The sequence below is a fragment of the Microbacterium sp. K36 genome (assembly GCF_004794355.1).
In the GTDB taxonomy this organism is placed as follows: Bacteria; Actinomycetota; Actinomycetes; order Actinomycetales; family Microbacteriaceae; genus Microbacterium; species Microbacterium paraoxydans_D.
The window spans coordinates 1-13593 of the sequence record NZ_SSDN01000099.1 but is presented as its reverse complement, the minus strand read 5'-3'; the positions used below and the strand labels follow the sequence as shown (position 1 = coordinate 13593).

The 13593-nt window shown below is 70.9% G+C and carries 15 protein-coding genes; 1 reads left to right on the top strand and 14 read right to left on the bottom strand.

Annotated elements, in window-relative coordinates:
* Window positions 1-36: 36 nt before the first annotated feature.
* From DW296_RS14335 to efp, 6 genes are all read right to left on the bottom strand, one after another.
* Entirely contained in the window at window positions 37-417 is a 381-nt protein-coding gene (locus DW296_RS14335; RefSeq protein WP_168429042.1) for a type II toxin-antitoxin system VapC family toxin, read from the bottom strand.
* Window positions 414-671 carry a hypothetical protein gene (locus DW296_RS16535; protein ID WP_168429041.1) on the bottom strand — a complete coding sequence of 86 codons (258 nt, stop codon included), beginning with the start codon at window positions 669-671 and terminating at the stop codon, window positions 414-416. Before DW296_RS16535 ends, DW296_RS14335 begins: the two co-directional genes overlap by 4 nt.
* 43 nt (window positions 672-714) lie before the next feature.
* Window positions 715-2292: a Rieske 2Fe-2S domain-containing protein gene (locus DW296_RS14330; protein WP_025103499.1), complete on the bottom strand. Its 1578-nt coding sequence runs from the start codon at window positions 2290-2292 to the stop codon at window positions 715-717.
* Window positions 2293-2372: 80 nt separating this feature from the next.
* Window positions 2373-5327 carry a DEAD/DEAH box helicase gene (locus tag DW296_RS14325; RefSeq protein ID WP_136052756.1) on the bottom strand — a complete coding sequence of 985 codons (2955 nt, stop codon included), beginning with the start codon at window positions 5325-5327 and terminating at the stop codon, window positions 2373-2375.
* 43 nt (window positions 5328-5370) lie between these two features.
* Window positions 5371-5781 (bottom strand): transcription antitermination factor NusB, encoded by a 411-nt coding sequence (gene nusB / locus DW296_RS14320; RefSeq protein WP_136052755.1) that lies wholly within the window; start codon window positions 5779-5781, stop codon window positions 5371-5373.
* Window positions 5782-5784: 3 nt separating this feature from the next.
* Complete coding sequence (efp, locus tag DW296_RS14315) at window positions 5785-6345, bottom strand: elongation factor P (protein ID WP_025103502.1); 561 nt, start codon at window positions 6343-6345, stop codon at window positions 5785-5787.
* A gap of 175 nt (window positions 6346-6520) precedes the next feature.
* Between efp and DW296_RS14310 the strand changes: the two genes are divergently transcribed.
* Window positions 6521-6859 carry a hypothetical protein gene (locus DW296_RS14310; RefSeq protein WP_136052754.1) on the top strand — a complete coding sequence of 113 codons (339 nt, stop codon included), beginning with the start codon at window positions 6521-6523 and terminating at the stop codon, window positions 6857-6859.
* A 6-nt stretch (window positions 6860-6865) separates the two neighbouring features.
* Here the strand turns inward: DW296_RS14310 and aroQ are convergent, their stop codons facing one another.
* From aroQ to ruvX, 8 genes are read right to left on the bottom strand one after another with little or no spacing between them, the layout of a single operon-like run.
* Window positions 6866-7306: a type II 3-dehydroquinate dehydratase gene (aroQ, locus tag DW296_RS14305; RefSeq protein ID WP_136052753.1), complete on the bottom strand. Its 441-nt coding sequence runs from the start codon at window positions 7304-7306 to the stop codon at window positions 6866-6868.
* A complete protein-coding gene (locus DW296_RS14300; protein WP_136052752.1) occupies window positions 7303-7827 on the bottom strand; it encodes a GNAT family N-acetyltransferase in 525 nt (174 codons plus the stop codon). Before DW296_RS14300 ends, aroQ begins: the two co-directional genes overlap by 4 nt.
* Window positions 7824-8912: a 3-dehydroquinate synthase gene (gene aroB / locus DW296_RS14295; protein WP_136052751.1), complete on the bottom strand. Its 1089-nt coding sequence runs from the start codon at window positions 8910-8912 to the stop codon at window positions 7824-7826. The genes DW296_RS14300 and aroB overlap by 4 nt, the downstream gene beginning before the upstream one ends.
* Window positions 8909-9427 (bottom strand): shikimate kinase, encoded by a 519-nt coding sequence (locus tag DW296_RS14290; RefSeq protein WP_136052750.1) that lies wholly within the window; start codon window positions 9425-9427, stop codon window positions 8909-8911. Before DW296_RS14290 ends, aroB begins: the two co-directional genes overlap by 4 nt.
* Window positions 9411-10640, bottom strand: a complete 1230-nt coding sequence (gene aroC / locus DW296_RS14285) for a chorismate synthase (protein WP_136052749.1) — start codon at window positions 10638-10640, stop codon at window positions 9411-9413. Before aroC ends, DW296_RS14290 begins: the two co-directional genes overlap by 17 nt.
* Window positions 10641-10698: 58 nt before the next feature.
* A complete protein-coding gene (locus tag DW296_RS14280; RefSeq protein ID WP_136052748.1) occupies window positions 10699-11511 on the bottom strand; it encodes a shikimate dehydrogenase in 813 nt (270 codons plus the stop codon).
* A 4-nt stretch (window positions 11512-11515) separates the two neighbouring features.
* Window positions 11516-13042, bottom strand: a complete 1527-nt coding sequence (gene mltG / locus DW296_RS14275; protein ID WP_136052747.1) for an endolytic transglycosylase MltG — start codon at window positions 13040-13042, stop codon at window positions 11516-11518.
* A gap of 2 nt (window positions 13043-13044) precedes the next feature.
* Entirely contained in the window at window positions 13045-13518 is a 474-nt protein-coding gene (gene ruvX, locus DW296_RS14270) for a Holliday junction resolvase RuvX (protein WP_136052746.1), read from the bottom strand.
* Window positions 13519-13593 lie beyond the last annotated feature (75 nt).

The following is a 13593-nucleotide window of genomic DNA, read 5'->3' as shown; positions in this document are numbered from 1 at the left end:
TTAAAGGTTGCTTGTGATGTCAGTCTATCGGAGCGCTCAGACGCCGACGACCTCGACACCGCGCTCTCTGGCGACCGTCGCGAGACGACGGTCGAAGGTCGCCAGCGTCGCGCCGAACGCCTCCGCTGTGACGAGTACCGCGCAGTCCGGGAGCTTCAGGGAGGTCGCGGCGCGGAGCCGCGCGATATGGACCGGTTCGTCGACCGTCTCCTCCCGACGCAGCAGCCCGAGGGAGTCGATCTTGGCGAGATCGGCGAGCTCTGTGCCCATCCGCGCCGGATGCACGAGCGTCTCCGCGAGGCTGATCGGGTGGATCAGAAGGTCTTCCTCGGTATCGAGGATGTCGAACGCCGCCTCCTGGTGGACATCGTCGGTGGAAAGGTGCGCGATGAGGACACCGGCGTCCACGACGATCACTCCGGCCAGTCCTTCCGGAGAGCGTCGAGATACCCCGGTGGATAGGCGATCGATCCCCGTGTCGCCTCGAGCGCCGCCCGCCGGGTCGCGCGCCGGTGGGATCCTCGCTCTGCGAGCCGCTCCGCCCCCAGCACCGCGAGCCTCACCACCTGCTCCGACTTCGGTAGTCCCGGCCACTCGCTTTCCGCGAGTTCCAGCGCCTCGCGCAGCGCGGCGGTCTGCGTCACCTGGATGCGGGTCAGAGCGGTCGGCATCGCCTCACTGTACCACCGGCTGCACTCGGTGGTACAGGCGCACTCAGCTCGCCTCGCGGAGCACCGGATCCGTCACGTCGTCGATCTTCGAGGAACGGATCGGGTGGCCGCTCGTGGAGAGGCAGCGTCCGGTCTTCAGGTCCCACTTCCAGTCGTGCATGCTGCACGTGAGGATGCCGTCCTCGTCGACCTTCCCCGTCTTGGTGAGGTCGGCGCGCAGGTGCGGGCAGCGGCGCTGGACGACCCAGTCGCCGATCTCCGCGTCCTCGGTCTGGTCGGTCTGCTCCTGGTACCAGTTCTCGACGTACTCGATCCGGTCGACCGAGAGGCACTTGAGGAAGGTGGTGAGGAACTCGTTGAACTTGCCGCTGCGGCCGACCGAGAACTGCATCGACAGGAAGATCGAGTTCGACCAGTCGATCTCGTGGTCGCGGATGTTCGTCGAGACGAGGTCGGCCGGGATCGTGTACCAGTACACGCACTCCTCCCCCGCGTACTCGCGGACCTTGGCGCGCGGGAAGTCGACGACCATGTCCAGCTCCCCGATGCGGAAGCGGACGTGCCCGCCGACCCCGAGGCGGATGGTGCGCGACTTCTTCAGCAGCGGCTCCCACCACTCCTTGATCGCGGCCAGCATCTCGTCCGGCGGGATGATCTCGGCGCGGGAGGCCTCCTCGTCGCGGATCTCCTGCTGGCGGGTCGCACGCTGCTCCTCCAGGTACTCCCACTTCTCGTCGAAGATGTGGGCGAGCTCGGCCTCGGTGTAGAGCGTCTGCTCGGTGGTCACCGCACCGCCGTCGATCGTGACGAGCGTGCCGGGGACGAAGAGCTGCCCGTCGTACTTCGGGGCCAGCTCCTTCATGTGCGCGATGAACTGCTTCTGGTCCGTGAAGATGGACTCGCCGTTGCGGCCCATCCCGTTGAAGTCGAAGAGGTCGTCGCGGAGGAACATGGGCGGACCCGCCATCGGGAAGACGTGCGGAGCGTCGACCTTCTCGATGTAGTACATCGCCCGCTTGTTCTGCGCCTCGCGCTTGAGGCGGGCGAAGTTCTGCTTCGCGTCCAGCGGCAGGTCGTAGACCATGGGCCACCAGATCGCCCCGGAGACCTGCGTGAAGTAGGCGTCGGGCTTCCCGAAGTGCAGCAGCTTGTCGAGATCGAGCGGGTGCGAGTCGTTCTGGTTCAGCATCGAGCCCGTGCCGTCGTCCACGCTGAGCGACGAGTCGCCGATCGGGCCGTCGCTCGGCGCGCGCAGCGGGGTGATCATCATCTTGAGCGCCCCGCGCTCGATGATCTCGCCGGCGGGCGCGTAGGTGATGTTCGTGTAGCCGAGCGCCCGGATGTCCTGCTCCAGGTCGTCGATCGGATACTCCGGCAGGAGCACCTCGATGTCCTTGCGGATGTACCGCTCCAGGAGCGCCGGATCGAAGTGGTCGCGGTGACGGTGCGAGATGTAGAGGAAGTCGGCTTCGCGGCCGTAGCGCTCCCAGTCGAGGGCACGGTTGTCCGGGAACGGGAACCAGGACCCGAAGAAGGACGGGCCGAGCACCGGGTCGCAGATGATGTTGCCGCCGACCGTCTCGATGAACATGCCGGCGTGGCCGAGTCCCGTGATCCGCATTGCATTCCTCTCGAAGATGAACCGTTCGATTGTACCGACGGCTCCCTGAGCACCCGGCGGGACGGGCCGGGGAAAACGGTCTAGTCGTCGAAGAGACCGCGGATGTCGTCGGCGGTGAGCGCCTGGGCGAAGAGCGCGTCGTCGTCGAGCACGGCGGTGAACAGCCGCGCCTTGCGCCGCTGCAGCGCGAGGACCTTCTCCTCGATCGTGCCCGTCGCGATCATGCGGTAGACGAACACCTGGCTGCGCTGGCCGATGCGGTGCGTGCGGTCGACGGCCTGCGCCTCGGCGGCGGGGTTCCACCACGGGTCGAGGAGGAAGACGTAGTCGGCCTCGGTCAGGGTGAGTCCGAATCCGCCGGCCTTCAGGCTGATGAGGAAGACGGCCTGCTCCCCCTCCGCGAAGTCCGTGACCACCCGCTCGCGATGCCGCGTCGATCCGTCGAGGTGCGCGTACGGGATGCCGGCGGCGTCCAGACGGGCCGCCGCCATGTCGAGGAAGGACGTGAACTGGCTGAACACGAGCGCGCGGTGCCCCTCCGCCTGCAGCTCGACGATCCGTTCCAGGAGCTCGTCGAGCTTGCGGGAGCCGAGGCGCGCGTCGGCCGGATCGATCAGCGCCGGAGCGAGGCTCAGCATGCGCAGGAGCGTCAGGGAGCGGAACAAGATGAAGCGGTTCCGGTCCAGGTCCTCCAGCAGGCCGAGCACCTTCTGCCGCTCCCGCTGCAGCACCGTCTCGTAGAGCTCGCGATGCCCGGCGCTCAGCTCGACCTCCAGCACCTGCTCCTGTTTCGGTGGGAGGTCGGGGGCGACGAGCTCCTTGGTGCGGCGGAGCACGAGCGGGCGGATCCGTCGTCGGAGCTGCGCGAGGCGGCGCTGCCGGTACGGTCCGCCCTCCGCATTCTCCGGGACCTTCCCCTGCTCGATCGGCTGGATGTAGTGCTCGCGGAACTTCCGCGCCGAGGCGAACAGGCCGGGTGCCGTGAGCTTCAGTAGTGCCCAGAGCTCCTCGAGGCTGTTCTCCAGCGGCGTGCCCGTGACCGCGATGGTGACGTCGGCAGGGAAGCGGGCGACGGCGCGGTGCAGCTTCGTCGTCGGATTCTTCACGAACTGGGCTTCGTCGAGGATCAGTCCGGCCCAGGCGACGCCGGCGAACCCCTCTTCGTCGAGCCGGGCGACGGCGTAGGTCGTGAGCACCACATCGGCCTCGCGAGCCATGACGGCCACGGAAGGGCCGCCAGTGGAGGCCCGGGTGACCACGCGGAGTCCCGCAGCGAACCGCGCCGCCTCGGTTCGCCAGGTGGCCAGCACGGACGTCGGGACCACGACGAGGAACGGACGTCCCTCCCCCGCCGCACGGGCATGCAGGATGAGGGCGAGCAGCTGGACCGTCTTCCCGAGACCCATGTCGTCGGCGAGGATGCCGCCGAGCCGGTGCGACCAGAGGAACGCGAGCCAGTCGAGGCCTTCCTTCTGGTACGGCCGCAACTGTGCGGTGAGCCCCGGAGGGATCGGCACCGCCGGCACCGCGGTGGCGCTGCGCAGTCCCTCCGCCGTGGCTCGCCAGCTCACCGCGGGAAGCGCCTCGTCCGCCAGATCCTCGAACTCCTCCCACAGATCCGTCTGGTGCCGGCTGATCCGCGGCCCCGTCTCCCACTCGTCGAGGTCTCCGGCCTCGTCAAGGAGGTCGCGCAGCCGGTCGAGCGCCGGGTGGTTCAGGGAGAAGTAGCTGCCGTCGACGAGCAGGAGCTTTCGCCGGCCCGCGCTCAGGGCGGTGAAGAGCGGCTCGAACGGGATGCTCCGTCCGTCGATGCGGACGATGACGCCGAGGTCGAACCAGTCCGGGTCGGTGCTCTCCACGGTCGAGACGGTGATCTCCGGCTCGCCGGCGAGCTCGCGATACGTCTTGCGACGGCCGGACACCTCCAGCTCGACGCCCTCCGCCTCCAGCGCCGGGACCACGCGGGTCATGAACTCCGCAGCAGCCACGTCGTGGAAGGCCCCCGAGGGAGCGAACGCGACGCCGTGCTCCGCCCAGACGCTCCGGATCCGCTCCGTCACCCCGGCTTCCGCCTCCGGATCGCGCACGGCCTCCGGACCGGGTGTGAACGGCACCCGCCCGAAGCCGCGATAGTCCCACTCGACGGCGTACTCCACGGTGTCTCCGCGACGGAACGCCACCCGGAGCACGGCACGAGGCGGCGGGAGCGCGGGCAGCGAGACGCGGCCGACCGCGCGGACGGGGAGGCGGCGGGCCAGGAGCGGATAGGCATCCTGGAGGAAGGCCGTCTCCTCCTCCACGGGGACGACGAGCGTCCGGGCGCGGATCAGCGACTGCGCGGGGCCCGCGAGCGGAAGCTCCGCGAGCGTCACCTGGAGGCGCGATCCGCTCTGCGCGACCTCGTACACGCCGGAGCGCCCGAGGGTCCTGATGCTGCCCGGCGGCGTCTCGCGCCCGTCCACCGTCACGACCGGCCGGACCACGAGGCCGCCGTCGTCGTCGCGGGACACGGCCGCCGTCAGCTCCGCGGTATCCGCGAGGACGAGCGTCGTCGACCGCTGTGCGGCCACGAGCGGGATGCCGAGGTCGGTCGCCGACCGCAGATGCCCCCAGAGGAGCCGCGACTCGATCAGATCGGCGACGAGCCAGTCCCCCGCCGTGCCGGAGAGCAGCGTGTCCCGCGCGATGCTCAGCAGATCGGCGAACCACCGCGACCGTTCCCGACCGTACTGGTCCGGTGCGCGGCGGACCGCGTCCCAGGTGGCGGAGCCGAGCACCCAGGATCCCGTCGCCGCGCTCCGCTCCAGCGGACGGATGCCGAGGAGGATCTCTGCGGTCCCCTTCGCGACATCGCGTGCGGTCGCGGTGCGCTGCGGGCGTGACGCCCAGGGGTTGGCTCCTCGGGCGTCGCGGACGCGCACCTCGAACCCGAGGGCGAGAGGGGTCGCCGCCGTCGGAGCAGCGCCCGCGTCGAACAGGGCACGCCAATCCCGTGCGCCGTCTCCCGGGGCGGCGGAGGCGGGCGGGCGGATCATGAGACGATCCTGCCCGCCACCGCCGACACCGCCGCTGCGGCGCTCAGGCCGAGCGCGCGACGCGGGCGAGCACGCCGTGCACGAACGCGCCCGACTCCTCGGTGGAGAACTCCTTCGCGAGCTCCACCGCCTCGTCGATCGCGACCGCGGTCGGCACCTCGTCGTTGTAGAGGATCTCCCACGCGCCGATGCGCAGCAGGGCGCGGTCGACGGCGGGCATCCGCTCGAGCTTCCAGTCACGGCTGTGCGTCGTGATCTGCTCGTCGATCTCGTCGCGCTGGTCGATGATGCCGTCGACGATCTCGCGGGCGTACAGCCACGACGCCTCGCGTGCGGGCTCGTTCGCCGCGCGCTTCGCCTCGGCCGCGAGGGCCACCGCGACCTCGTCGCCGCGGACGTCGGCGGAGAACAGGATGTCGAGCGCGCGCTTGCGCGCCTTCGTGCGGGCGCTCACGCCTTACTTCTCGCGGCCGAGGTACTCGCCCGTGCGGGTGTCGACCTTGACCTTCGTGCCGGTCTCCAGGAACAGCGGGACCTGGATCTCGTAGCCCGTCTCGAGCGTGGCGGGCTTGGTGCCGGCGGACGAGCGGTCGCCCTGCAGGCCGGGCTCGGTGTAGGTCACCTCGAGGATGACCGACGCCGGGAGGTCGATGTAGAGAGGGTTGCCGTTGTTGAGGGCGATGGTGACCTGCTGGTTCTCGAGCAGGAAGTTCTTCGCGTCGCCGACCGTGGCCGCCGGCAGCGTGATCTGATCGAAGTCGGTCTGGTCCATGAACACGAACCCGTCACCGTCGGTGTAGAGGTAGGTGTAGTCACGGCGGTCGACGTTCTCGATGTCGATCTTCGCGCCGGCGTTGTACGTGCGGTCCACGGTCTTGCCCGAGACGACGTTCTTCAGCTTCGTGCGGACGAACGCGCCACCCTTGCCGGGCTTGACGTGCTGGAACTCGATGACGCTCCAGAGCTGCCCGTCGATGCTGAGGACGACGCCGTTCTTGATGTCTGCGGTGGATGCCATGTGCGAGGAGTTCCGTTCCTGAGTCCGTGGGGGCCGGGGCGGCCGACAGTCGATTCTACGGGATGCCCGGCGCGGGCCGCCGCGGGGGCACGATAGACGCTCCTCCGCGAGAGTGGAAGCCCCGTGACGATGCCCGTCGCCCCGGGCAGCGTGGACCAGGACAGGAGGAGTCGACATGAGCGAGGACGACCGCGAGCGGGACCCGACCAGGATGGCGAATCAGCCGGCGCTGCGGACGTCGTCCGGGGCGGTGTGGCTCATCGTCGCCACGATCTTCACGGCGGTCAGCCTCGTGCCCCTGATCGGGATCGTCCGCAGCGGGGGCGCCGCGGCGACCGTCGGGCTGGTCACCGCGATCGTCCTGGTCCTGGGCCTGGTCGCGATGGTCGTCATCCGCCTCGCGGTGACGAGCGTGCGCCCTCGGCTCCGCGCGCTCGCCGCGTGCTTCCTCGCCATGGCTCTGTTGACGCTCGTGGGCATCACCGTGTGCGTGCTGCTCGTCGGCCTGCCCTGATCCGCGTCAGAGGTGCGCGATGAGCTCCCGCACCGCGTCGGCGTAGCCTTCCACGCCGCGTCCGATGACGCGGACCGCGGCGACGTCGTGCAGGTACGAGTGGTGACGGAACTCCTCGCGGGCGTACACGTCGGAGATGTGGACCTCGGCGAAGGGCAACGCGACGCCGGTGAGCGCGTCACGCAGGGCCACCGACGTATGGGTGAGTCCGCCCGGATTGATGACGATGCCCGCGCAGTCCGCCCGCGCATCATGGATCGCGTCGATGAGCACGCCCTCGTGGTTGCTCTGCAACGCCCGCAGCTCGAACCCGAGCGCGGCAGCGGTTTCCGCCGTGATCCGCTCGACGTCGGCGAGGGTCGCCGTGCCGTAGACCTCGGGTTCGCGGGTGCCGAGGAGGTTCAGGTTCGGGCCGTTGACGAGCAGCAGCCGACGCGGGGCGCTCATGCGGGCACACTCCCGGTGTCGGCAAGCTCGCGACGCATGACCCATTCCCGCCCGAAGCCGGCGGTCTCGATCTCCCCGGTCCGGACGAAGCCGCGTCGACGGTAGACCGCCTGCGCCCGCTCGTTGTCCACGTGCACCTCGAGCACGAGCGCACGCAGCCCGCGATCGCGTGCCCAGGCGGCCGCGGCGTCGAGAAGCGCGTCGATGACGCCCGCGCCGCGGTGCGCGTCCGCCACGTAGACGCCCACGACCAGTCCGGCGTCGTGCTGCTCGCGATGCGGGAGCACGGTCACGGTCCCTGTCCAGGTGCCGTCGTCCGCGATCGCGACGAACTGCGCCGCGGCGGCGTCGCCCGCCGCGTTGGCCGCACGCTCCTGCCAGAAGCCGTCGGCCTGCGCCGTGGCGTGCTCGACGGTGTCGAGGAAGGCCATCGGCGCGGCCGGGTCGGCAAGGGCCTGCAGCCGCAGAGCCTTGACCTCCCGCCAGTCCTCCGGCGTGATGCGCCGGACGGCGATGGTCATGCGCCGATCTCCTGGTAGGCGGCGAAGAGCAGGGACTCGTCGGGCGCCTGGAGCACGGTGGGCTTGGCGATGTCGTCGAGGAGGATGAATCGGAGCATCCCGCCGCGGCTCTTCTTGTCGCGCTGCATCGTGGCGAGCAGCTGCGGCCAGGCGCCGGCACGGTACGACGTCGGGAGGCCGAGCGACTCGAGGATCGTGCGGTGACGCTCCGCCGCGGCGTCCGACAGCCGCCCCGCGAGCCGGGACAGCTCCGCGGCGTACAGCATGCCGATCGAGATGGCCGCCCCGTGCCGCCAGCGGTACCGCTCGGCGTGCTCGATCGCGTGGCCGAGCGTGTGGCCGTAGTTCAGGATCTCGCGCTGTCCGGCCTCGCGGAAGTCGTCCGAGACGACCTGCGCCTTCATGTCGATCGCGAGCTCCACGGCCCGGCGGAACTCGTCCGTCGAGGTGTCGACCGCGCGCGCCGGATCGGCCTCGACGATGTCGAGGATCTCCGGGGCCCAGATGAAACCGGCCTTGACGACCTCCGCGAAGCCGGCGGTGGCCTCGTTCGGGCTCAGGCTGCCCAGTTCGTCGAGGTCGCCGATCACCGCGCGCGGTGCCCAGAAGGCGCCGACGAGGTTCTTGCCCTCCGCGGTGTTGACCCCGGTCTTGCCGCCGACGGCGGCGTCCACGAGGCCGAGGACGGTCGTGGGCACCTGGACGATCTGGATGCCGCGCAGCCAGGTCGCCGCGACGAAGCCCGCGAGGTCGGTCACGGCTCCCCCGCCGTAGCCGACGACGGCGTCCGTCCGCGTGAAGTCGGCCTGGCCCATGACCTGCCAGCAGAACGCGGCGACCTCGATGCGCTTGCCCTGCTCGGCATCCGGGATCTCGGCGAGCAGCACCTCGCGCGGACCGTCCGCGGTGTCGGCGAGGAGCCGGTCGCGGAGCTCGGCGGCGCGGGCCGCGAGGGTCGGCGGGTGCACGACGAGGATCTTGCGGACGCCCGGTGCCAGAGCCGCCGACACCTGGTCGAGGATCCCCCGTCCGATCGTGATGTCGTAGGCGTCGTTCCCGGTGACGCTGATGGTCGTCGTGCTCATCGCTGTTCTCTCCTCCATGCCACGATCTCGTCGGCGATGCGCTGCATCGGACGCCGTGAGGTGTCGAACGTGGCCGACGCCACCTCGTCGTACCATCCTCGCCGTTCGGCGAAGATGCGCTTCCACTTCTCGACCGGGTCCTCGCCCGCCAGCAGCGGGCGCGTCCCGCCGCGCAGTCGGTCGGCGACGGCGGCCTCGCTCACGGTGAGGAAGACCACGGGGTGGGCGCGCAGCAGCGCGCGCGTCTCCGGATCCGTGACGGCGCCGCCGCCGAGGGAGATCACGCCGCCCTCGGCGAGGGCCTCGCGGACCGCCGCGCGCTCCAGGTCCCGGAAGTGCGCTTCGCCGTGCGCGGCGAAGATCTCGGGGATCGGGCCGTGCGCGGCGACGATGCGCTTGTCGGTGTCGATGAAGGCGACGCCCAGCCGCCGTGCGACCCGTCGCCCGACGCTGGTCTTGCCGGCCGCCATCGGTCCGACGAGGACCAGCGTCAGCGGCTCAGCCTCGTTCGTCATGCGCGATGAGCGCCGCCTCGGACGCGGGGGCCGTGCGCAGCTCCGCCGGGATGCCGTCGAGGTACCCCTCCAGGTTGCGGCGCGTCTCGCGGATGCTGTCGCCGCCGAACTTCTCCAGCACGGCGCGCGCCAGCTCGATCGCGACCATGGCCTCCGCGACGACCCCCGCCGCGGGCACGGCGCAGACGTCGGAACGCTGGTGGTGCGCGGTCGCCTCGTCGCCGGTCGCCACGTCGATCGTGCGCAGCGCATGCGGCACGGTCGCGATCGGCTTCATGCCGGCGCGGACGCGCAGCACGGTTCCGGTCGACATGCCGCCCTCGGTGCCGCCGGCGCGGTCCGTGCCGCGGGCGATGCCGTCGGCGGTGACGAAGAGCTCGTCGTGGGCGGCGGAGCCGCGGCGGCGCGTGGTCTCGAAGCCGTCGCCGACCTCCACGCCCTTGATCGCCTGGATGCTCATGAGTGCCTGGGCCAGTCGGGCGTCCAGACGACGATCCCAGTGCACATGGGAACCGAGCCCCGGCGGCAGGCCGTACGCGAGGACCTCGACGATGCCGCCGAGGGTGTCGCCGTCCTTCTTGGCGTCGTCGACCTCGGCGACCATGAGCGCCGAGGTCGCGGGGTCGAAGCACCGGAGCGGGTCGGCGTCCAGCGCGTCCACGTCGTCCGGAGTCGGCAGCGCCGAGCCATCCGGCACACGCACCGGACCGATGGAGAGGGTGTGGCTGACGAGCCGGATGCCGAGTTCACCGAGGAAGGAGCGGGCGACGGCGCCGAGCGCCACGCGGGCGGCGGTCTCCCGCGCACTCGCGCGCTCGAGGATCGGACGGGCCTCGTCGAAGTCGTACTTCTGCATGCCCACGAGGTCGGCGTGGCCCGGACGCGGGCGGGTCAGCGGGGCGCCACGTCCGCGCGAGCGATCGGTGAGCTCCACCGGCTCCGGGTTCATGACCTCGATCCACTTCGGCCACTCGGTGTTGCCGATGCGCAGGGCGATGGGGCTGCCCAGCGTCTTCCCGTGCCGGACGCCGCCGGAGATCGTGAGCTCGTCCTGTTCGAACTTCATCCGGGAGCCGCGTCCATAGCCGAGCTTGCGGCGGGCGAGGTCGGCCTGGATGGCCTCGGACGACACCGGGACGCCGGAAGGCAGACCCTCCATGACGGCGATGAGTTCTGGGCCGTGCGATTCGCCGGCCGTGAGCACGCGGAGCATGTGCTCTAGTCTCCCATGCGTTTCCCCCCGCACCGTGCCGCGTTTCGTCGGGCGGCGCTCAGAGGGTGGCGCGCATGGCGGCGAGGACCGAGTCCTCGTCCGGCAGCGGCGAGACCGGGTCGCCGTGCAGGAAGATGCGGATCTGCCGGACCGCCTGATGCAGCAGCATCCCGAGCCCGGAGACCACCGGTGCCGTGCCCCATGCCGCCGCCAGGGCGGAAGGCCACGGCGCGTAGGCGGCGTCGAACAGCGTGCCGCCGGTCTCGGCCAGACGGGCCGCGGTCTCCGGCGGCAGCGTGGTGCCGGAGGGCAGGGTCGCCACCGTGAGGTCGACGACCGCGTCCGCCTCGTCGAGCGATCGCGGGGTGACCACGACGCCGCGTTGCTCCCCGATCCGGACGAGCCCCGCGGCGCGCTCCGGCCGACGGGCGGCGACCTCGACGCGTGTCGCCCCGAGGTCGGCGAGGGCGACGAGGGCCGAGGCCGCCGTGGCTCCGGCGCCCAGGATCCGCGCCGTTCCGATCTCCCGGATGCCGGCGTCCCCGAGCGCATCGATGATCCCGCCGACGTCGGTGTTGAATCCCGCCGGGGTCTCCGAGAGCAGGAGCGTGTTGACCGCGCCGGTCAGCTCCGCGTGGGCGTCTCGGTTGACGGCGTATCGGTACGCCTCCTCCTTGAGCGGCATCGTCACGGACAGGCCGCGCCAGGTGTCGTCGAGCGCCTCGACCGCGTCCGTGAAGCCCCCCGCCCCGACCTGACGGCGCCCGTAATCCCAGTCCAGTCCGAGCACCGCGTAGGCCGCAGCGTGCAGGTCGGGCGACCGTGAGTGCCCGATCGGATCGCCCCAGACCGCCAGCCGTCTCCGGTTCACCGCGTCAGCAACCGGCGTCGGGGTTCGCGCGACACCAGTCCCGCCACTTCTCCACGCCCTGCTCGTGCTCCGCGAGGGTCTCCGAGAACTGCGTCTCGCCGGTCTCGAGGTTGACGGTGACGAAGTAGATCCACGGCCCGTCCGCGGGGTGCATCGCGGCATCGATCGCGGCATCGTTCGGGCTCGCGATCGGCGTGGCCGGAAGCCCCTTGTTCACGTAGGTGTTCCACTCGTTGGGGTCTTCCAGAGCCTCCGCCGAGCTCGAGACCACGCCCTCGTGCAGGGAGCCGTACCCGTACTGCGCCGTCGAGTCCATCTGGAGCAGAATGTCGTCGTCGAGGCGGTTCTGGATCACGCGCGACACCTTGGCGAAGTCGTCCGTGCGGCCTTCGCGCTGGATGATCGAGGCGATCGTGAGAATGCGCTCCGCGTCCTCGTCCGGGACGCCGGCGGCGGCGAGCGATTCGCGCGTCCGGTCGACCATGCGCTGGATGACCTGAGTGGCGGTGACCTCGGGGTCGAACGTGTACACCGCGGGGAACAGCCACCCCTCCAGGCTCTGCGCCTCCACCCCGTACGCGGACGGATCGGCGACGGCTGCCTCGAGGTCGGCCAGCGGCATCCCGAGAGTCTCCGCCATGGACGGAAGGGCCGATGCGATCGTCCCGCCCTCCGGCATGGAGACGGTGTTCTCGAGCTTGTTGTCCTCGTTGCGGAGCGCGGCGAGGGCGTCCTCGGCGGTCATCTTCTCCTGGAGACGGTAGACGCCGGGATAGAAGGTCACCGCGATGTTCTCGTCGATGAGGTAGTCGTAGAAGACGTCCTCGGTCTTCGTGACGCCCGCCTCGTAGAGCGCGGTCGACACGGGGCCGCCGGTATCGCCCTCCTTGATCGTGACGAGCACCTCACCGGTCGCCTGACCGGGCTCCCAGTCCTTGGGCTCCCCCCACCCCATGGCGTCGGCGATGCGGTCGCCGAAGGTGTTCGCGACCCAGACACCGCCGGCGGCGATGCCGCCGAGGATCACCAGGACGATGATCAGGGCGATGAGGCAGCCCTTGCGGCGCTTCTTCTTGGTCGGCGCACCGTGATCGCGACCGTCGTCCTGCGCCGCGAAGATCTCGTCGAGTCCTCCGCCCAGCGCCGGTGCGGGGTCTTCGGTGCCGGTCGACCGGCGCGGGCCCGGGGCCTCGTCCGCGCTCGTCGCGGCGACGGGCATCGCGCGTGTCACGACCGGTTCGGCATCCGTGCGGGGAACCGCCGGCCGGTGGTCGTCCGCCGGTGTCTCCGCGGTGGTCGCCGCCGACGCCGAGACCGGACGGGCGGGCACAGCGGCGCCGGGTGCGTCCGGAGCGGGCGGGGCGTCCTGCTCGCGCGCCGCGGCCTCCCTGGCCGCGCGGCGGGATCCGGGTGCCGGCGTGTCGTCCCCGGCGGTCGGGACCTGCGGGGACGGAGCGGGGAGGTTCTCGAACAGATCCCCCAACCGGGTGCTCTGCTCGTGCTCGGGCGCACGGCTCTCGCGTTCGGACATGTTCAGGCGGGCTCCTCGTCAACGGGGACCGGGGCACCGGCCGGGTTTCCGGTGCTCTTCTCCGTGTCGATCGCCTGCTGCAGCAGCACCACGGCGGCGACCTGATCCACAATGCTACGAGAGTTCTTCTGTGATCGCCCAGAACTCCGCAACGCCGCATGTGCGGAGACCGTGCTCAGACGCTCGTCCACGAGGCGGACCGGCACGCCGCTGCGCGCCTGGAGCGCGGCCGCGAACTCGCGCGCATCGACCGTCGACGGCGTGTCCGCACCCTGCATGTTCACCGGCAGCCCGACGACGATCTCCAGCGGCTCGTACTCCGCGGTCAGCTCCGCGATGCGTGTGAGCGAGCGCTCGTCGCGCGGCACGGTCTCGACGGGGACGGCCAGCATGCCGTCCGGATCGGACCGGGCCACGCCCACACGGGCGCGCCCGACGTCGATCCCGAGCCGGACGCCGCGCCGGTAGCCGCTCACGCGCCCCGCAGCTCCTGGGAGACGGCTTCGAGCGCGGCGGGCAGCGCCGCTGCGTCGGTACCGCCGCCCTGGGCG